The 18,600-nt window shown below is 73.2% G+C and carries 16 protein-coding genes; 9 read left to right on the plus strand and 7 right to left on the minus strand.

Features of this window, described 5'->3' with window-relative positions; genetic code table 11:
- Nucleotides 1–135: 135 nt before the first annotated feature.
- Nucleotides 136–909: an SseB family protein gene (locus ACFVGO_RS09575; RefSeq protein WP_359905918.1), complete on the minus strand. Its 774-nt coding sequence runs from the start codon at nucleotides 907–909 to the stop codon at nucleotides 136–138.
- A 102-nt stretch (nucleotides 910–1,011) separates the two neighbouring features.
- Here ACFVGO_RS09575 and ACFVGO_RS09580 point away from each other — a divergent pair, with 102 nt between their 5' ends.
- The 3 genes from ACFVGO_RS09580 (at nucleotide 1,012) to ACFVGO_RS09590 (ending at nucleotide 3,851) form a co-directional block, all read left to right on the plus strand.
- On the plus strand, nucleotides 1,012–2,235 hold the full coding sequence (locus ACFVGO_RS09580) for an amino acid deaminase/aldolase (RefSeq protein WP_380352728.1): 1,224 nt from the start codon (nucleotides 1,012–1,014) through the stop codon (nucleotides 2,233–2,235).
- A gap of 58 nt (nucleotides 2,236–2,293) precedes the next feature.
- On the plus strand, nucleotides 2,294–2,692 hold the full coding sequence (locus tag ACFVGO_RS09585; RefSeq protein ID WP_380631266.1) for a hypothetical protein: 399 nt from the start codon (nucleotides 2,294–2,296) through the stop codon (nucleotides 2,690–2,692).
- Nucleotides 2,693–2,936: 244 nt separating this feature from the next.
- Nucleotides 2,937–3,851 (plus strand): lytic polysaccharide monooxygenase, encoded by a 915-nt coding sequence (locus ACFVGO_RS09590; protein WP_359905910.1) that lies wholly within the window; start codon nucleotides 2,937–2,939, stop codon nucleotides 3,849–3,851.
- A 135-nt stretch (nucleotides 3,852–3,986) separates the two neighbouring features.
- Here the strand turns inward: ACFVGO_RS09590 and ACFVGO_RS09595 are convergent, their stop codons facing one another.
- From ACFVGO_RS09595 to ACFVGO_RS09610, 4 genes are all read right to left on the minus strand, one after another.
- The gene (locus tag ACFVGO_RS09595) at nucleotides 3,987–5,117 is read right to left on the minus strand and encodes a DUF2510 domain-containing protein (protein WP_380631267.1); all 1,131 of its coding nucleotides are present in this window, start codon (nucleotides 5,115–5,117) and stop codon (nucleotides 3,987–3,989) included.
- Nucleotides 5,118–5,248: 131 nt separating this feature from the next.
- On the minus strand, nucleotides 5,249–6,049 hold the full coding sequence (locus ACFVGO_RS09600) for a 3-oxoacyl-ACP reductase (RefSeq protein WP_359905904.1): 801 nt from the start codon (nucleotides 6,047–6,049) through the stop codon (nucleotides 5,249–5,251).
- A gap of 7 nt (nucleotides 6,050–6,056) precedes the next feature.
- On the minus strand, nucleotides 6,057–7,436 hold the full coding sequence (locus ACFVGO_RS09605) for an aldehyde dehydrogenase family protein (RefSeq protein WP_380631268.1): 1,380 nt from the start codon (nucleotides 7,434–7,436) through the stop codon (nucleotides 6,057–6,059).
- Nucleotides 7,437–7,439: 3 nt separating this feature from the next.
- Entirely contained in the window at nucleotides 7,440–8,834 is a 1,395-nt protein-coding gene (locus ACFVGO_RS09610) for a glutamine synthetase family protein (protein WP_359905898.1), read from the minus strand.
- A 165-nt stretch (nucleotides 8,835–8,999) separates the two neighbouring features.
- On the opposite strand from ACFVGO_RS09610, the gene ACFVGO_RS09615 reads away from it, so the two are divergent.
- The 4 genes from ACFVGO_RS09615 (at nucleotide 9,000) to ACFVGO_RS09630 (ending at nucleotide 12,969) form a co-directional block, all read left to right on the plus strand.
- The gene (locus ACFVGO_RS09615; protein WP_359905895.1) at nucleotides 9,000–9,728 is read left to right on the plus strand and encodes a gamma-glutamyl-gamma-aminobutyrate hydrolase family protein; all 729 of its coding nucleotides are present in this window, start codon (nucleotides 9,000–9,002) and stop codon (nucleotides 9,726–9,728) included.
- A gap of 194 nt (nucleotides 9,729–9,922) precedes the next feature.
- Nucleotides 9,923–11,056 carry a cation diffusion facilitator family transporter gene (locus tag ACFVGO_RS09620; RefSeq protein WP_380631269.1) on the plus strand — a complete coding sequence of 378 codons (1,134 nt, stop codon included), beginning with the start codon at nucleotides 9,923–9,925 and terminating at the stop codon, nucleotides 11,054–11,056.
- Between the two features lie 59 nt (nucleotides 11,057–11,115).
- The gene (locus tag ACFVGO_RS09625; protein WP_380631304.1) at nucleotides 11,116–12,018 is read left to right on the plus strand and encodes a 5'-3' exonuclease H3TH domain-containing protein; all 903 of its coding nucleotides are present in this window, start codon (nucleotides 11,116–11,118) and stop codon (nucleotides 12,016–12,018) included.
- A gap of 156 nt (nucleotides 12,019–12,174) precedes the next feature.
- Nucleotides 12,175–12,969 carry a hypothetical protein gene (locus ACFVGO_RS09630; protein WP_380631270.1) on the plus strand — a complete coding sequence of 265 codons (795 nt, stop codon included), beginning with the start codon at nucleotides 12,175–12,177 and terminating at the stop codon, nucleotides 12,967–12,969.
- Nucleotides 12,970–12,998: 29 nt separating this feature from the next.
- Here ACFVGO_RS09630 and ACFVGO_RS09635 read toward each other — a convergent pair whose 3' ends face one another.
- Nucleotides 12,999–14,225 (minus strand): RNA-guided endonuclease InsQ/TnpB family protein, encoded by a 1,227-nt coding sequence (locus ACFVGO_RS09635; protein ID WP_380631271.1) that lies wholly within the window; start codon nucleotides 14,223–14,225, stop codon nucleotides 12,999–13,001.
- Nucleotides 14,226–14,371: 146 nt separating this feature from the next.
- Between ACFVGO_RS09635 and ACFVGO_RS09640 the strand changes: the two genes are divergently transcribed.
- Both ACFVGO_RS09640 and ACFVGO_RS09645 read left to right on the plus strand, forming a co-directional pair.
- Nucleotides 14,372–14,722, plus strand: coding sequence for a transcriptional regulator (locus ACFVGO_RS09640; protein ID WP_359905883.1), 351 nt, complete (start codon nucleotides 14,372–14,374; stop codon nucleotides 14,720–14,722).
- A gap of 226 nt (nucleotides 14,723–14,948) precedes the next feature.
- The gene (locus tag ACFVGO_RS09645) at nucleotides 14,949–15,494 is read left to right on the plus strand and encodes a DoxX family protein (protein ID WP_359905880.1); all 546 of its coding nucleotides are present in this window, start codon (nucleotides 14,949–14,951) and stop codon (nucleotides 15,492–15,494) included.
- A 238-nt stretch (nucleotides 15,495–15,732) separates the two neighbouring features.
- Here the strand turns inward: ACFVGO_RS09645 and ACFVGO_RS09650 are convergent, their stop codons facing one another.
- Nucleotides 15,733–18,588, minus strand: a complete 2,856-nt coding sequence (locus ACFVGO_RS09650; protein WP_359901259.1) for a DEAD/DEAH box helicase — start codon at nucleotides 18,586–18,588, stop codon at nucleotides 15,733–15,735.
- Between the last annotated feature and the right edge of the window lie 12 nt (nucleotides 18,589–18,600).

Here is an 18,600-nt window from a genome sequence, read left to right on the forward strand (position 1 = left end):
CGCTCTCTCTTCGGTGAGTTTGAGATCCCCCGGGCCCCTTGGGCGGGGGGTCGGGGAAAGAGGGCAACAGGACGGTTCCCTTCCGAAAACCCTTTGGGGGATTCCCACCCCCCCCTCCCCGACCCCCCCGCTCCGTCAACGCCTGTAGAGCGGCTCCCCCGGCAGCTCCGCGCTCGCCGGCAGCACCGCGAGGTCCAGCCCCCGGTCCAGCCGCACCCGCAGCAGCGGGTCCGCGGCCACCGCCCGCCCGACCCGCTGCGCGGCGGCCTGCAGGCCCGCCTGGTCCAGCGCCGGGTCGAACACCACCGCGAGCACCCCGTCGGAGCCCTCCGAACCCGCCAGCAGCCCGGTGACCACCTGCGGCTCCGCCGCCAGCAGCCCGCGGACCGCCTCGCGCACCTCCGGGTCCAGGGCCGGCGGCAGGAACGGCCGGTTCTCCGCCAGCGCCCGCAGCCGGGCGCCGCCCAGCCGGAACGGCACCGGCCCGGCCGGGTCGATCAGCAGCGTGTCGGCCCGCTCCGAGAAGGCGACCATCGCGGCCTGCGGGGCCGCCGTCGGCGCCGGACGGGCGTCGGCGCGCCAGCGGGCCAGCGCCTCCAGCGACGTGAAGGCCGGCAGCGCGCGGCGCCCGTCCGGGGCCTCCAGCACCGGGACGGCCATGTCGCTGGTCTTCTCGTGCCGGTGCCCGTGCGCGTCCACCTCGACCTCGCCGAGGATCGCGACGATCGGGACCATCAGCCGGGTGGGGGTCAGCGCCGCCAGCACCTCCGACTCGGCCGCGCCGTCCCGCGACCAGCGCGCGAGGGCCTCGGTGAGCGCCGGGTCGGCGGTGCCGTCGTCGTCGGAGAAGCCGGGGTTCGGGATGCTCTTGCCGACGAACGCCGGGTTGGAGAAGTCTTTGCGGTCCACCCGCCCGACCCTATGCCACCGCGCGCGAGCGGCCCCATTTCCCTGCACGTTCCCCGTACGCGGGGCCTACCCACCGGTAGCGCGGTGTGGCACCCTGCGCCCATGGTGATCCTCGACGCACCCGCGACCGCGCCCGCCCCGGTCTCCGACCGCCTCCGGTACGACCGCGCCACCGCCCACCTGGACGGGCCGGTGGCCGTCGTGGACCTCGCCGCGTTCGACGCGAACGCCGCCGACCTGGTCCGCCGGGCGGGCGGCAAGCCGATCCGGCTGGCCAGCAAGTCGATCCGCTGCCGGGCGCTGCTGGAGCGGGCGCTGGCCGTGGACGGCTTCCTCGGGGTGATGAGCTTCACCCTGGACGAGTCGCTCTGGCTGGCCCGCACCGGCGTCCGCGACATCCTGCTCGCCTACCCCTCCGCCGACCGGGCCGGCTTCGCCGAGCTGACCGCCGACCCCGGGGCCGCCCGCGAGATCACCGTGGTGCTGGACGACCCGGCCCAACTGGACCTGATCGACCGGGCCCGCGGCGGCGACGCCGAGGTGCGGGTCTGCCTGGAGCTGGACACCTCGCTGCACCTGCTCGGCGGCCGGGTCCGGGTGGGCGCCCGGCGCTCGCCGCTGCGCACCCCAGAGGACCTCGGCGCCTTCGCCGAGCTCGTCCAGCGCCGCCGGGGGTTCCGGGTGGTCGGCCTGATGGCGTACGAGGGGCACGTCGCCGGGGTGGGCGACCGGGTGCCCGGCCGGCCGGTGCGCTCCGGGCTGATCCGGCTGATGCAGGCCAAGGCCCGGACCGAGCTGGCCCAGCGGCGCGCGGCGACGGTCCGGCGACTGCGACAGGTGGCCGACCTGGAGTTCGTCAACGGCGGCGGCACCGGCAGCGTGGAGTCCACCGTGGCCGAACGCGCCGTCACCGAGGTCGCGGCCGGCTCCGGGCTGTACCAGCCGCAGCTGTTCGACAACTACCGCACGTTCCGGGGCCGCCCGGCCGCGCTCTTCGGCCAGCCCGTGGTGCGCCGACCCGGCCTCGGCGTGGTGACCGTCCTCGGCGGCGGCTACCCGGCCTCCGGCGCGGCCGGCCCGGACCGCTCGCCGGTGCCGTACCTGCCGGCCGGGCTGCGCTACGACCCGATGGAGGGCGCCGGGGAGGTGCAGACCCCGCTGCTCGGCTCCGCGGCGGACGACCTGCTGATCGGCGACCGGGTCTGGTTCCGCCACGCCAAGGCGGGTGAGCTGTGCGAACGCTTCGCCGAGCTGCACCTGATCGAGGACGACCGGATCGTACGGACCGTGCCGACGTACCGGGGCGAGGGCAGGACGTTCCTCTGACACTTCGTCCGGTTCTGCCCTACCGTGGTGCCGACACCACGAGCACCTAGGGGGCGACATGGAACCCGAGATCACGGACCTTGCGGCAAGGGGCGCGACCGCGCTGGTCGGCCTGATGGTCACCGAGGCCTGGACACGGTTCAGGCCTCGCTTCGCCGCGCTCTTCGGACGGGAGCGCGAGGAGGAGGTGTCGCTGGAGCTGGACGAGATCCAGGCCGAGATCACCGAGGATCCCGAGAACGGTGAGGGCCAGACCTCCCAGTGGCAGCGGCGGCTGCGTCTGGCACTGCGGAACAATCCGGAGGCGGTCACCGAACTCCGGTCGATCCTGGATGAGTTCGAGCCCAAGGTGCCCGAGCAGGCGACCAACGTGACGTACATCAACAACACGATCAACCAGGGAACCCACAGCGGAACCGTGATCATGACCGGTTACTACAACGAAAAGAAGGACTGACCTTTCCGGAGCCTTAACGGGGCCCGATGGAACGGCTAACCACGGCCGTCCGTCGGGCCTTTGCGCTGCTCGGGGGCCTACAGTCCGTCAACAAGCACAGTACGCGCGGCTATTGCCATCTGGTCCAGACCAATCCTACGCTCTGGCCGGGGGCCGTGCGCCGGGCCGGCGGCCCCCGAACGGGCAGGCGTGCCCGCTCCTCCCCCACACGTGCCCGGAACGACGGTCAAGGAGTCCCCACCCCATGTCCATCAAGCGCAATGCCCTGTCCGTCGGCGTGATCGGCGCCGCGCTCGTCGCGGTGGCCGGAGCCACCGCCGGCACCGCCAGCGCCCACGGCACGATGACCAACCCCGTCAGCCGGGTCGCCGCCTGCTACGCCGAGGGCCCCGAGCACCCGGTGTCCCAGATCTGCAAGGACCTCGTCGCCGCGAGCGGCACCCAGCCGCTGTACGACTGGAACGAGGTCAACATCGCCAACGCCAACGGCAACCACCAGGCGCTGATCCCGGACGGCAAGCTCTGCTCGGCCAACCGCGACAAGTACGCGGCGCTGGACTGGCCGCGCACCGACTGGCCGGCCACCGCGGTGAAGGCCGGATCCTTCACCTTCCAGTTCCGCACCACCGCGCCGCACGTCGGCACCCAGACCGTCTACATCACCAAGGCGGGCTACGACCCGACCAAGCCGCTGAAGTGGTCGGACCTCGACCCGGCCCCGGTGGCCAAGGTGCAGGTCGACCGCAACGCGGTCAACGGGTTCTACACCTACTCCGGCACCCTGCCGCAGCGCACCGGCCGCCAGGTCCTCTACACGGTGTGGCAGCGCAGCGACAGCCCGGAGGCCTTCTACTCCTGCTCCGACGTCGACTTCGGCGCCTCCACCACGGCCGTGTCGGCGCTCGCCGCCCAGGCCCCGGCCGCTCCCAGCGACGCCCAGATCGCGGCCGACGCGTCCAAGTCCACGGTCGCCCACCACGGCCACGGCGGGGACCCGAACTCCCCGGCCGGCCAGGTGATCCCGACCGCCTCCGCGGCCGTGGGCGGCACCTCGGCCACCGGTCCGCTGCTGCTCGCGGGCGCTGCCGCGATCGGTGTCGGCTGGGCCGGCATGGTGCTCCGGCGCCGTCGCGTCGAGGCTGTTCGACGCGACTCCTGACGCCGGGCACGGGAGCCGGGCCGGCACACCCCCGTCCGGCCCGGCTCCCGTGGCACCACCCGTACGACGACGAACGGCGGCCCACCCGGAGGGTTCCCTCCCGGGTGGGCCGCCGCCGTGTGAGGAGCGCGGTGCTCAGGTGGTGGTGCCCCCGGCGCCGCCGTCCGCACCGGACCCGCCGGAGCCGGAGCCCGTCCCGGGCAGCCCGGGGATGCTCGGCAGCTTGCCCTTGTAGGCGGAGATGCCCTGGACGACGGTGTCCATCACCGCGACGTCGGGCGACTTGTCGGCGATGTCGAAGCCGAAGTGCACCGAGACCAGCGACTTCCCGTCGGCGGACGGGAAGACCACGGTCTGCACGTAGCCGTTGTTGCCCTTGGGCGCGTCCACCTTCCAGCGGACCAGGTAGCCGTCCTGGCCGTTGACCTTCACGGCCTCGGACTTGAGCTCCTGGTGCCCGGTGACGTCGCCGTACGCGGCCTTGGCGGCCGTCGCGATGTCGGCCTTGGCCGCCGCCTGGGCGTCGGTGCCGCCGCCGTCGATCCGGCCGGTGTTCACGCCGCCGAGGGAGCAGCTGCCCTTGCCGTCCGCGCAGGTGTACGAGCCGACGCTGAGCGAGGCGTAGCCGTCCGTGGTGGTGCCGGCCTCCCAGCCGTCCGGGACCGGCAGGGTGAGCCGGTTGACCACGTCGATCGCCTTGTCGGCGTTCGGGCTGGTCCGGCCGCCGCCGTTGCCGCCCTTGCCGCCGTTTCCGCCCTTGCCGTTCCCGCTCCCGCCGTTGCCGCCGTTGCCGGGGTCCCCGAAGTCCGGGGCTCCGCCCCACGGGCCGTAGCCGCCCTGCGGGGCCGGGCGGGCGCTGCGCGGGGCGCGGTCCTGGTGGCCGTCCGTCGCGAGGTAGGTGACCCCGGCGCCGACGCCCAGGCCGAGCATGGCGGCGACGGTGGTCGCCAGCACCAGCTTGGAGGGCCTGCGCCGGGGCTTGCGCGGCGGCCCGCCGGGCGTGCCGTAGGCGGTGCCGAAGGGCGGCGGCTCCGGGTAGCGGACGGTCGGGCCGCTCTCCAGCACCTCGCCCTCCAGCACCGTGGGCTGCTCGGCCGCTCCCGGCGCGGGGATGTCCGAGGCGGGGATGTCCGAGGCGGGGGCGTCCGAGGGTGCGGGCCGGGTGTCGGCCGTCCAGCCCTTGCCGTCCCACCACCGCTGCGGCCTCGGGTCGCTCGTGGTGTCCTTGGGATCCGGGTACCACCCGGCGGGAATCTGCTCGCTCACAGAAGAGAATCTAAAGGCAGCCGGATAAACGCGAAATCAGCGCAGCCGGGAATTCCCGCCGTTTTCGATGAGATTCCGGTGAGAACCCCGCTTGCGCGGCCCGGCGCGGCCGGGATTCCCACCGGCGGCGGCTACAGCGGGGTGACGTACGCCCCGGAGATGCCGCCGTCCACCAGGAACTCGCTCGCCGTGATGAAGGAGGAGTCGTCGCTGGCCAGGAAGGCCACCGCGGCGGCGATCTCCTCGGCCCGGGCGAACCGGCCGAGCGGGATGTGCACCAGCCGGCGGGCGGCCCGCTCCGGGTCCGCGGCGAACAGCTCGCGCAGCAGCGGGGTGTCCACCGGTCCGGGCGAGAGCGCGTTGACCCGGATGCCCTCCCGGGCGAACTGCACGCCCAGCTCGCGGGACATCGCCAGCACCCCGCCCTTGGAGGCGGTGTAGGAGATCTGCGAGGTGGCCGCGCCCATCCGGGCCACGAAGCTGGCGGTGTTGATGATCGAGCCGCGGCCGTGCCGGCGCATGTACGGCAGCGCGGCCTTGCAGCACAGGTAGACCGAGGTCAGGTTGACCTCCTGGACCCTGCGCCAGGCGTCCAGGCCGGTGGTCAGGATCGAGTCGTCCTCGGGCGGCGAGATGCCCGCGTTGTTGAACGCGACGTCCACGCTGCCGCAGGTCTCGTACGCCTCGTCGAACAGCGCCTCCACCATGTACGGGTCGGTGACGTCAGTGTGCACGAACAGCCCGCCGACCTCCTTGGCGGCGGCCCGCCCGGTCTCCTCGTCGAGGTCGGCGCAGACCACCTTCGCCCCCTCCGAGGCGAGCCGGCGGGCGGCGGCCAGGCCGATCCCGCTGCCCGCGCCGGTGACCACGGCGGTGCGGCCGACCAGCCGGCGGCAGACGGCCTCGTCCCGCGCGGCGTGCTTCTCGCTCATCGGGCTGTCACTCCTCGCTGTGGATGAAGACGTTCTTGGTCTCGGTGAAGTGGCGCAGCGCGTCCGGGCCCAGCTCGCGGCCCACCCCGGACTCGCCGTAGCCGCCGAAGGGCGTCCAGTAGCGCACCGAGGAGTGCGAGTTGACCGACAGGTTGCCCGCCCGTACGCCGCGGGCCAGGCGCAGCGCCCGGCCGACGTCCCGGGTCCAGATCGAGCCGGCCAGGCCGTAGCGGGTGGCGTTGGCCAGGCGCAGCGCGTCGGCCTCGTCGGTGAACGGCAGGACGGCGGCGACCGGGCCGAAGATCTCCTCGGTGACGGCCGGGACCTGCGGGTCCTCGGGGCCGACGACCGTCGGCGGGTACCAGTAGCCGGGCCCGTCCGGGACCTTGCCGCGGGCCAGCACCGGCAGGTCGGGGGTGAGGTAGGAGGCCACCCGGCGGACCTGGGCGGCCGAGATCAGCGGGCCGAGCTCCGTCTGCGGGTCGGTCGGGTCGCCGGTGCGCAGGCTCTCGACGGCGGGCAGCAGCAGGGCGAGGAAGTCCTCGTACACCTCGCGCTGGACCAGGATCCGGCTGCGGGCGCAGCAGTCCTGGCCGCTGTTGTCGGCGAAGGACATCGGGTCGGCGGCGCGGGCCAGGTCGGCGTCGGCGAAGACGATGCTGGGGCTCTTGCCGCCGAGTTCCAGGGTGACCCGCTTGGCGCGGGCGGCGCAGCGGGCGGCGACCTCCTTGCCGACGACGGTCGAGCCGGTGAAGACGATCTTGCGGACGGCCGGGTGGTCCACCAGGGCCCGGCCGGTGGTGGTGCCCGCGCCGGGGACGACCTGGAACAGGCCCTCGGGCAGGCCCGCCGCGAGGCCGAGTTCGGCCAGCCGCAGCGCGGTCAGCGGGGTGGCCTCGGCGGGCTTGAGCAGGACGGCGTTGCCGGCCGCGAGGGCGGGGGCGAAGCCCCAGGCGGCGATCGGCATCGGGAAGTTCCACGGTGCGATCACCCCGACCACGCCGACCGGCTCGTGGAAGGTCACGTCCAGGCCGCCGGCCACCGGGATCTGCCGGCCGGCCAGCCGCTCCACTCCCCCGGCCGCGTACTCCAGCAGGTCCCGGACGTTGCCGGCCTCCCAGTGGGCGTTGGCCGGCAGGTGGCCGGCCTCCGCCACCTCCAGGGCGGCCAGCTCGGGGACGTGCGCCTCGACCTGGTCGGCGAACCGGCGCAGCAGCCGGGCGCGTTCGCCGGGGGCGAGCGCCGCCCAGCCGGTCTGGGCCCTCGCCGCCCGCCGGACGGCCGCGTCCAGCCGTTCGGGGGCGGTGTCGGGGACGGTGGCGAGCACCTCGCCGGTGGCGGGATTGCGGACGGTGCTGCTCCCGGCGCTCGCGTCGGGCTCGGTCATGCGTCACATCCGTTCGAAGGATCGGTAGCGCTCCCAGTCGGTGACCGCCCCGTCGTAGGCGGCCTGCTCGACCCGGGCCATGTTCAGGTAGTGCTCGACGACGTCGTCGCCGAAGGCCTCGCGGGCCAGTGCGCTGTCCGCCCACAGCTCGGCCGCCTCGCGCAGCGATCCGGGCACCCGGACGTACTCCTCGACCGCGTAGGCGTTGCCGAGGCAGGGCGCGGGCAGGTCCAGCTTGCGCTGCAGCCCGTGCAGGCCGGCCGCGATCATCCCGGCCACCGCGAGGTACGGGTTGACGTCGCCGCCGGGCACCCGGTTCTCCATCCGCAGGCCGGGGCCGTGGCCGACCACCCGGTAGGCGCAGGTGCGGTTGTCCCGGCCCCAGGCGACGGCGGTCGGGGCGAAGGAGCCGGGGCGGTAGCGCTTGTAGGAGTTGATGTTCGGCGCGTACAGCAGGCTGAACTCGCGCAGCGCGACCAGCTGGCCGGCCAGGAAGTACCGCATGGTGTCCGTCATCCGGCCGTCCCGGTCGGCGAAGGCGGGGGCGCCGACGGCGTCGCGCAGCGAGAGGTGGATGTGGCAGCTGTTGCCCTCGCGCTCGTCGTACTTGGCCATGAAGGTGAGCGCGCAGCCGAGCTGGGCGGCGATCTCCTTCGCGCCGGTCTTGTAGACGCTGTGCTGGTCGCAGGTGGTGAGGGCGTCGGTGTAGCGGAAGGCGATCTCGTGCTGGCCGAGGTTGCACTCGCCCTTGGCGGACTCCACCACCAGGCCGGCGCCGGCCATCTCGGTGCGGATCCGGGACAGCAGCGGCTCGACCCGGGCGGTGCCCAGCATCGAGTAGTCCACGTTGTAGAGGTTCGCCGGGGTCAGGCCGCGGTAGCCGCCCAGCCAGGCCTGTTCGTAGGTGTCGCGGAAGACCAGGAACTCCAGTTCGGTGCCGATGTCGGCGGCCAGGCCGTGCTCGGCGAGCCGGGCGATCTGGCGGCGCAGCAGCTGGCGCGGGGCGGCGTCCACCGGGTGGCCGCCGTGCCGGGCGAGGTCGGCGGTGACCTGGGCGGTGCCGGGCTGCCAGGGGGTCAGCCGCAGGGTGCCGAGGTCGGGGCGCATCGCGAAGTCGCCGTAGCCGGTGGCCCAGGAGGAGAAGGCGTAGCCGTCCACGGTGTTCAGGTCGACGTCGACGGCCAGCAGGTAGTCGCAGGCCTCGGCGCCGTGCTCGGCGACCTCGTCGAGGAAGAACCGGGCGGCGAAGCGCTTGCCCTGGAGGCGGCCCTGCATGTCGGTGAAGGCGAGCGCGACGGTGTGCACCTCGCCGGAGTCCACCAGGGTCCGCAGCCCGTCCAGGGTCAGCGGCGGCCGGGCCGGCGAGCCGGCGGCGGCCTGTTCGGGCAGTTCGGACATGCCGAACCCTCCTCCTCGATCACTCTTCGAGATCAAGCGGTCACAGCGAACCGTACGGCCTGCGACTCGCGGGGCGGAAGAGGGCGGGTGGGTGTCGGGTGCCCGTGGCGCGCCGACGCGCGTGGCTGACGGTGGATCAGGTGCTCCGGGGGGAGAATGCGCGCCATGGATCGCAGGCCTTTGATCGGCGTCAGCACCTACCTGGTGGACGCGAGTTGGAGCGATTGGCGGGGCCGCCGGGTGGCCCTGCTGCCCGAGCGGTACACCGCGCAGGTCCGGGACTCGGGCGGGATCGCGGTCCTGCTGCCGCCGGACGTCCCGGAGCGCGCCCCGGAGGTGCTGGCCCGGCTGGACGGCCTGGTGATCGCGGGCGGGCCGGACATCGACCCGGCCTACTACGGGCAGCCGGCCCATCCGGCGACCGAGGTCGAGTCGCCGGAGCGGGACGCCTGGGAGGTCGCGCTGCTGCGATCGGCGCTGGCGGCGGGGATGCCGCTGCTGGCGGTCTGCCGGGGCATGCAGATCCTGAACGTGGTGTGCGGCGGGACGCTGGTGCAGCACCTGCCGGACGTGGTGCCGGTGGACGTGCACGGCGGCTCGCCCGGGCTCTACGGCTCGCACCCGGTGCGGCCGGTGCCGGGGACGCTGCTGGGCGGGCTGCTGCCGGAGAGCGAGCTGGAGGTGCCGACCTTCCACCACCAGGCCGTCGACCGGCTGGGGGCCGGCCTGCGGGTGAGCGCCCACGCGCCGGACGGGACGGTGGAGGCGGTGGAGGGTCCGGGGTTCGCGCTCGGGGTCCAGTGGCATCCGGAGCAGGGGGAGGACCTGCGGCTGATGCGGGCCCTGGTCCGGGCGGCCACCGCGGCGGCCCTCGACCCGCTGGCGCTGGGGTAGCGCAACTGGGCATGAGGGAACGGGAGTTCGGCCCGCCGGGCGGCTGCGGAGTGCGCCGGGTCCGGCCGCCCGGACGGGAACGACAACGGTCACCAGTACAACCTTTGGATCTTTGTCGATTCTGCGGTTCACTTCGGTTGCGGGGCGGTCGCGCCGCGCCCCCTTTCCCACCCGTGCGCCCAGAGAGGACCTCCATGGCCGGGCACGAGCATTCGCACGATGATCATGCGCATGACCAGAAGCACTCGCACGGCTCCGGCGGACACTCCCACGGCCCCGGAGGGCACGGGCACGGCCCCGGAGGGCACGGGCACGGCCCCGGAGGGCACGGGCACGGCTCCGGAGGGCACGGGCACGGCGGCCACTCGCACGGCGTAGCCGCCGACGCGGACCGCCGCTGGCTGCTCAGCGCCCTCGCCCTGATCGTCGTCTTCATGGCCGGCGAGGTCGTGGTCGGCTTCGCCGCCCAGTCCCTGGCGCTGATCTCGGACGCGGCCCACATGCTCACCGACGCCGCCTCGATCGTGCTCGCGCTGATCGCCATGCGGCTCGCCGCCCGCCCGGCCCGCGGCGGCTACACCTACGGCCTCAAGCGCGCCGAGATCCTCTCCGCGCAGGCCAACGGGGTCACCCTGCTGGTGCTGTCGGCCTGGCTGGGCTACGAGGCGATCACCCGGCTGCTCGAACCGCCGGAGGTCACCGGCTCACTGGTGCTGATCACCGCACTGGTCGGGATCGTGGTCAACCTCGCCGCCACCTGGTGCATGTCCAAGGCCAACCGCAGCTCGCTGAACGTCGAGGGCGCCTTCCAGCACGTACTGACCGACCTCTACGCCTTCATCGCCACCGCCGTCGCCGGTGCGATCGTCCTGACCACCGGCTTCGCCCGGGCCGACGCGATCGCCTCGCTGATCGTCGTCGCGCTGATGCTCAAGGCCGGCATCGCGCTGGTCCGGGACTCCGGGCGGATCTTCCTGGAGGCCGCCCCGGCGGGGATCGACCCGGACGCGGTGGCCGACCGGATGGTCACCGAGCCGCTGGTCGAGGAGATCCACGACCTGCACATCTGGGAGATCACCTCCGGTCAGCCGGCCCTGTCCGCGCACATCCTGGTCACCCCCGGCGGCGACTGCCACGCGGTGCGGCGCTCCCTGCAGCGCCGGCTCTCGGAGGAGTACGGCATCACCCACTCCACCCTCCAGGTCGACCACGTCGGCGAGGACGAGGCGGGCGCGCTGCTGCAGATCACCGCCCCGGCCGACTCCACCGTCGAGCACTGCGCCGACGCCCACGGCCCGGTCCACCGCGCCGGACCGCACGAGCACTGACAACACCCGTCCGTCACCGCGGTGCGGCATGATGCTGAGTCGTGACCGCACCGCGACTGATGCTGCTCGACTCCGCCAGCCTGTACTTCCGGGCCTACTTCGGCGTACCGGACACCCTGCGCTCGCCGCAGGGTGAGCCGGTCAACGCCGTCCGTGGGCTGCTGGACTTCATCACCAGACTGGTCCACGACCACCGGCCCGAGCAGTTGGTGGCCTGCATGGACGCCGACTGGCGCCCCCAGTGGCGGGTGGACCTCATCCCCTCCTACAAGACCCACCGGGTCGCCGAGGCGGCCGAGGACGGCGAGGAGGAGGTGCCCGACACGCTGGCCCCGCAGGTCCCGGTGATCGAGCAGGTGCTGGACGCGCTCGGCATCGCCCGGGTCGGCTCCCCCGACTACGAGGCGGACGACGTGATCGGCACGCTCACCGCCCGCGCCGCCGGGCCGGTGCAGATCGTCACCGGCGACCGCGACCTCTTCCAGCTGGTGGACGACGCCCGCGGGATCACGGTGCTCTACCCGGTCAAGGGCATGGGCAACCTCCAGGTCACCGACGACGCGCTGCTGCTGGAGAAGTACGGCGTGCGCGGCGCCCAGTACGCCGACATGGCCGCCCTGCGCGGCGACCCGTCGGACGGCCTGCCCGGCGTCAAGGGCATCGGCGAGAAGACCGCCGCCCAGCTGATCAACGAGTACGGCGACCTCGCGGCCATCCGCGCCGCCGCCCTCGACCTCGGCTCCAGGCTCACCCCGGCCCGCCGCCGCAACATCGTCGAGGGCGCCGGCTACCTGGACGTCGCCCCCAAGGTCGTCCGCGTCGCCGACGACGCCCCGCTGCCGGACTTCGACCCGGCCCTCCCCCGCGAGCCGCTCTACCCGATGACCCTGGAGGAGCTCTCCGCCCGCTGGGGCCTCGGCACCTCCCTGGACCGCCTGCTGGAGGCCCTCGCCACCCGCTGAGCCCGAATCCTCGCAGGGGCCCGCACGTTCGCGTCGAACGTGCGGGCCCTCGGCGTTCCCGGGGCCTGCCGTCCCCAAGTGCCCTTGACCGCAGCCCACTTTGCGATGCAAAGTTCATGGCACAGCAAAGCAATCGTGCGCGACAAGGGGTGGAACATGACGACAGAGCACCGGGCCGGCCCGGCCGGACTCCTCGCCGAGACGGAAGGGCTCCGGGTCCGGGCCCGGACCCGGCTGCGCGGCTCGGGGGTGCCGCTGCTCGGGTTCGGCCTGCTGGCCCTGGCCGCCGTGCCGATCTCCGGCCAGGCCTACAACTTCGGCGCCAACGGGCGGTCCGTCACGTCCTATCCGCTCTTCGCGTACTCCGAGCTCATCGGCCTCTGCGTCCCCCACGCACCGGACGCCCCGTGCCTCGCCGGCGAGTTCGACGGAGCCGTCCTCCGCTTCCTGGCCTGGGGCGTCTGGTACGCGCTGCTCCCGCTCGCCTGGCTGGTGCTGTCCCGCTGGTACCGGCGGCGCGGCGAGGCCCGCGGGATCGTCCCGCGCCGCGTCGGCTGGCTCGCCACCACGGTCGGCGCCGGCGTCCTGGTCGCCGCCGTGCTGGTCGCCCTGCTGTCCGTCCGCCGGGTGCCGTTCGTGCTCGACATGCTCGCCAACACCTACGCCTCACCCTGGTACGCGGTCGGAGCCGGCCTGATCGTCCTCGGGCTGACCGAGCGCAGTCCCCTGGCGGCCTCCGCCGGACTCGTCCACACGGCGCTGCTCACCGCCTACCTCGCGGCGCCCTGGGAGAGCGGCTGGCTGCCGTGGCTCGACCGGGGCGACGGCGGCTGGGCCGACGGCCCGCAGCCGAAGGCCCTGCTGCTGGCGGCGGTCCTGCTGGCCGCCGGGCTGGCGCAGTGGACGGCGGCCCGCCGCGCACCGGGAGCATCCCGTACGGTCACCTCTTGACTTCCTCCCCCTAAAGGAGGGGCTTCCCCTCAGCCTCGCGGCTGAGCCGCTGCGCGTGAGCGCGGCGGTGGGACGACTTCCTGCTTCACCGACGACCGCCCGCCCGGAGTGCTCCGTTGAGGTCTTACACCGTCTCCACAGGCTGCTGCCGCCAGCCCGGCGGCCAGGATGTTCTCAGCTGCGTTCACGTCCCGGTCGTGGGTCGTCCCGCAGCCGCACGTCCACTCGCGGACGTTCAGCGGCATCCTGCCCTGCAGGGTGCCGCAGGCCGAGCACAGCCTGGAGCTGGGGAACAACCGGTCGACGGCGATCAGCTCGCGGCCGTACCACTGGGCCTTGTACTCCAGCATGGACCGCAGCTCGGTCCACGAAGCGTCGCTTATGGAGCGGGCGAGCTTGCGGTTCTTGAGCATGTTGCGGACCGTCAGGTCCTCGATCACGACCGTTTGGTTCTCACGGACGAGTCGGGTGGTGAGCTTGTGCAGGAAATCGCGGCGCCGGTCGGCGATCCGCGCGTGGACACGCGCGACCTTCTTGCGGGCCTTCTCGCGGTTGGCCGAGCCCTTGGCCTTGCGGGACAGTTCCCGTTGAGCCTTGGCCAGGCGCCGGCCGTCACGGCGTTCGTGTTTCGGGTTGGTGATCTTCTCCCCCGTGGAGAGCGTCACGAGGCTGGTGATCCCGGCGTCGATCCCGACCGCGGCATTCACCGGGGCCGGCATCGTCGGCCGGTCGTCGCACAGCATCGAGACGAACCAGCGTCCCGCGCTGTCCTGCGACACGGTCACCGTGGACGGGAGCGCACCCTCCGGGAGCGGCCTCGACCACACGATGTCCAGCGGCTCGGCCATCTTCGCCAAGGTCAGCACGCCGTCTCGGTAGCGGAACGCGGAGCTGGTGTACTCGGCAGACCTGCGGGACTTCTTCCGGGACTTGAACGTCGGGTACTTCGCCCGCTTGAGCCAGAAGTTGGCGAACGCCCCTTGCAGGTGCCGCAGAGCCTGCTGCAACGGAACGGACGAAACCTCGGACAGATAGGACAGTTCCTCGGTCTTCTTCCACGCCGTCAGCATCGCGGAGGTGGCGTTGTAGTTGATCCGCTCCTGGCGCAGCGTCCACGCCTCGGTCCGGGCCTGCAACGCCATGTTGTAGACCTTGCGCACGCATCCGAACGTACGCGACAGCTCGGCCGCCTGCGCACCGGTCGGGTAGAAGCGGTACTTGAACGCCCGCTTCACATGGTTCGCGGTCACACTCACAACCTAGCGCGATCACTTGTAACGATCGAATCTCCCGGTCAGAGCGCTACGGTCCGCCCAACGGCGAAACGCGGCCCGTTGCCCTGCTCCGCAGGAGATCCATTTCCTCCCCCGGCTGAAGCCGGGGGTATCCATGGAGGTCTCCGATGAGCGTTGCGGACGAAGCCGAGGAGCAGCACCCGACCCTGGCCCTGGACGACACCGTCCACCAGCGGGTCCGGCTGGGCATCCTGACCATCGCCCGCGAGGCCGACCGGGTCGAGTTCGGCTTCCTCAAGGAGCAGTTGGGCGCCACCGACGGCAACCTGTCCCGCCACCTCAAGGTCCTGGAGGAGTCCGGCCTCGTCGCCGTCGCCAAGGGCTACGTCGGCCGCCGCCCCCGCACCTGGGTCTCCCTCACCCCCCACGGCGCCGAAGCCCTGGACCGCGAACTGCGCGCCCTGCGCGAACTCGTCCGCCGCCTCGACGCCGCCGGGCCCCGACACCCCCGGACGTAGGAAGGCCGCCGGGCCGACCTCCCACGGGCCGTCCCTCCATCGGACGCCGCACCGAACCTTCCCGCCGCGGCAGCAGGGCGCTAGGCTGCGGCCTTCCGAGCCGGCACCCGACGAGCCGTGCCCGGTCGGTGCTTCGGGCCGCCCCTCACCCGGATCCCGCCGACCGCGGTGTGCCCCGTCCTCCTGTGTGCCGGGGAACTCTGAAAGGGATCTGATGGAGGGGCGAATGGAGTCGCATCTCGCACGCGCCGTGCGGACGGGCAGACGCCGGGCCGAGGACTTCTCCCACGGCTACCGGCGGGTGGCCCCCGGAGTCCTGCGGGTCAGCGTCGGGGCGGTGTACCTCTGGTTCGGGGTGCTCAAGTTCATCCCCGGGGCCAGCCCCGCCGAGGACCTCGCCACCCGCTGCATGAGCCTGCTGACCTTCGACCTGGTGCCGCCCGGCGTCTCCCGGCCGCTGCTGGCCCTCATGGAGGTCGCCATCGGGGCCGGACTGGTCACCGGGCTGCTGCTCCCCGTCGCCCTGGCGGTGTTCTTCGTGCACATGGCCGGGGTGTTCGCGACGCTCGTCCTGCTGCCGGACGACGTGTGGGTGCACGGCGTCCCGCCCGTCCCGACGCTGGAGGGGCAGTACATCCTCAAGAACATCGTGCTGATCGCGGCCTGCCTGACCGTCGCCACCCGACGGGAGGACCGGCCCGACCCGGCCCCGCGCGACGGCCACCTCACCGGCACCGGCCCCCGGGCCGAACACCGGACGATGACGGGCTGACCGCGCCACCGGGCCGCGGCCTCGCCCGGATCGAGCGGGGCCGCGAAGGCCCCGACGCCAGAGCCCGCCGCCCGGGCGGCGGCTCCGCGCCTTCTGTTGCGCAGGAAGTCGGCCGGGCCGACTTCCTGCGCAACGCCGTGGAAGCCCCGGCGGCGAGGCGAAGCCGCATGGGGTGGGAGCGGGAAAGCGAAGGGGCCCGCGCGCTCGGGTGAGCGGGCGGGCCCCTTCGGGTGTCCGGCTAGCCCACGGAGGAGTAGGCGATGATGCCGCGGCGGAGGCCGTCGACGGCCTTGCGGGCGGTCCGGCGGAGTTCGACGTCCTCGCCGGCGGCGTCCTGGATCTGGCCGAGGACGTCGATCAGCTGCTTGGTCCAGCGGACGAAGTCGCCGGCCGGCATGTCGGCGTCGCGCAGGACCTGGTCGAGGTTGTGGCCGAGCGCCCAGCGGTAGGCGACCCAGGCGAAGCCGAGGTCGGGCTCGCGCTGGCCGACGCCCTCCGCGGTGTTGATCCGGTGCTGCTCCTCCAGGGCGTCCAGGTGGCCCCAGATCCGGACCATCTTGCCGAGCGCCTCCTTGGCCGCGCCCTCCGGCACCCGGGGGGCGCCGGCGTCGTCGGACTGGCGGGCCTCGTACACCAGCGCCGAGGCGCAGGCGGCGAGTTCGGCGGCGGCCAGGCCGCTCCAGACGCCCTCGCGGATGCATTCGGAGGCGAGCAGGTCGAGCTCGCCGTACAGCCGGCCGAGCCGCTTGCCGTCGTCGGTGACGGTGTCGCCGCTGAGGTAGCCGAGGTCGGTGAGCAGTCCGCAGACCCGGTCGAAGGTGCGGGCGATGGTGTGGGTGCGCGAGCGCATCCGGCGTTCCAGCAGCTCGGTGTCGCGGTGCAGCCGGTGGTAGCGCTCGGCCCAGCGGGCGTGGTCCTCGCGGTCGGAGCAGCCGTGGCAGGGGTGCTGGCGCAGTTCGGTGCGCAGCCGGGTGATCTCCGGGTCGTCGGCGGCGGCCGCGCGGCCGCGCCGGAACCGCTCGGGCTCCAGGTGACCGGCCTTGGTGCGCAGGGCCGAGGCGAGGTCGCGCCGGGACTGCGGGCTGCGCGGGTTGAAGGACTTGGGGATGCGCAGCCGCTCGACCGCGACGACCGGGTGCGGGAAGTCGATCATGGCGAGCCGCTTGACCTGCCGCTCGGCGGTGAGCACCACCGGGCGGGGGCCGTCCTGGTAGTCGGGGTGGCGCGGGCCTCCCCGGCCGGAGCGGTTGACCGGCGGCAGGCCCGGGTCGAGGACCAGGGCGAGGCCGGCGAACTTGCCGGTGGGCACGTGGATGACGTCGCCCGGCTTGAGCTGCTCGATGGACTCGACGGCGGCCGCGCGGCGCTGGCTGCTGCCCTCGCGGGCCATCTCGTTCTCGCGGTCCTTGAGCTTGCGGCGCAGCTCCATGTACGCGTCGAAGTCGCCGAGGTGGCAGGTCATCGACTCGCGGTAGCCCTCCAGCCCCTCCTCGTTGCGCTGCACCTGACGGGCGATGCCGACCACCGAGCGGTCCGCCTGGAACTGGGCGAAGGAGGTTTCCAGCAGCTCGCGCGAGCGGTGCCGGCCGAACTGGGAGACCAGGTTGACGGCCATGTTGTAGGAGGGCCGGAACGAGGACTTCAGCGGGTAGGTGCGGGTGCCGGCCAGGCCGGCCAGCGCCTCGGGGTCGAGGCCGCGCTGCCAGAGGACCACGGCGTGGCCCTCGATGTCGATGCCGCGCCGCCCGGCCCGGCCGGTGAGCTGGGTGTACTCGCCGGGGGTGATGTCGGCGTGGGTCTCGCCGTTCCACTTGACGAGCTTCTCCATGACCACCGAGCGGGCGGGCATGTTGATGCCGAGCGCCAGGGTCTCGGTCGCGAAGACGGCCTTGACCAGGCCCTTCACGAAGAGCTCCTCGACGACCTCCTTGAACCGGGGCAGCATCCCGGCGTGGTGGGCGGCGATGCCGCGCTCCAGCCCGTCCAGCCACTCGAAGTAGCCGAGGACGTGCAGGTCCTCGTCGGGGATGTCGGCGCAGCGCTCCTCGACGATCGCCCGGACCCGGGCGCGGTCCGCGTCCTTGTTGAGCCGCAGGCCGGAGCTGAGGCACTGCTGGACGGCGGCCTCGCAGCCGGCCCGGCTGAAGATGAAGGTGATCGCGGGCAGCAGGCCCTCGGCGTCGAGCCGGTCGATGACGTCCACGCGGCTCGGCGTCCAGACCCGGCCGGGCCGGCCGTTGGGCATCGAGCGGCCCCGGCCGCGGCCGAAGCGGTCGCGCGGGTTGCGGTCGAGCTCGGAGCGGGCGAGCCGGACCAGCTCGGGGTTGACGGCCTTGCCGGGGTTCTTCAGGTTGTGCTTGGGGCGGCCGTCGCGGTCGGGGTCGGCGAACAGGTCGTACATCCGGTTGCCGGCCATCACGTGCTGCCACAGCGGCACGGGGCGGGTCTCGGAGACGATCACCTTGGTGCCGCCGCGCACGGTGTCCAGCCAGTCGCCGAACTCCTCGGCGTTGGAGACGGTCGCGGAGAGCGAGACGAGGGTGACCGACTCGGGGAGGTGGATGATGACCTCCTCCCAGACGGCGCCGCGGAGGCGGTCGGCGAGGTAGTGCACCTCGTCCATCACGACGTAGCCGAGGCCGTCGAGGGTGCTGGAGCCCGCGTAGAGCATGTTGCGCAGCACCTCGGTGGTCATCACCACCACGGGTGCGTCGCCGTTGACGGTGTTGTCGCCGGTGAGCAGGCCGACCTTGGCGGCGCCGTAGCGCTTGACCAGGTCCCCGTACTTCTGGTTGGAGAGCGCCTTGATCGGCGTGGTGTAGAAGCACTTGCGGCCCGCGGCCAGGGCCAGGTGCACGGCGAACTCGCCGACGATGGTCTTCCCGGAGCCGGTGGGGGCGGCGACCAGGACGCCGGATCCGGCCTCCAGCGTCTCGCACGCCTCCAGCTGGAAGTCGTCCAGCGGGAAGTCGTACAGCTGCTGGAAGCCGTACAGGGCGGTGGCCTGCTCCTTCGCCCGGCGACGGCTGGCCGCGTACGCCTCGGCGGGGCTGAGCTCCTGGTCGTCCTGGGGCTCTGGATCGGGGGTGTTCATCGCCGTCCGGGT

Origin of the sequence: Kitasatospora sp. NPDC057738, assembly GCF_042798815.1 — a bacterium.
Lineage (GTDB): Bacteria > Actinomycetota > Actinomycetes > Streptomycetales > Streptomycetaceae > Kitasatospora > Kitasatospora lactacystinica.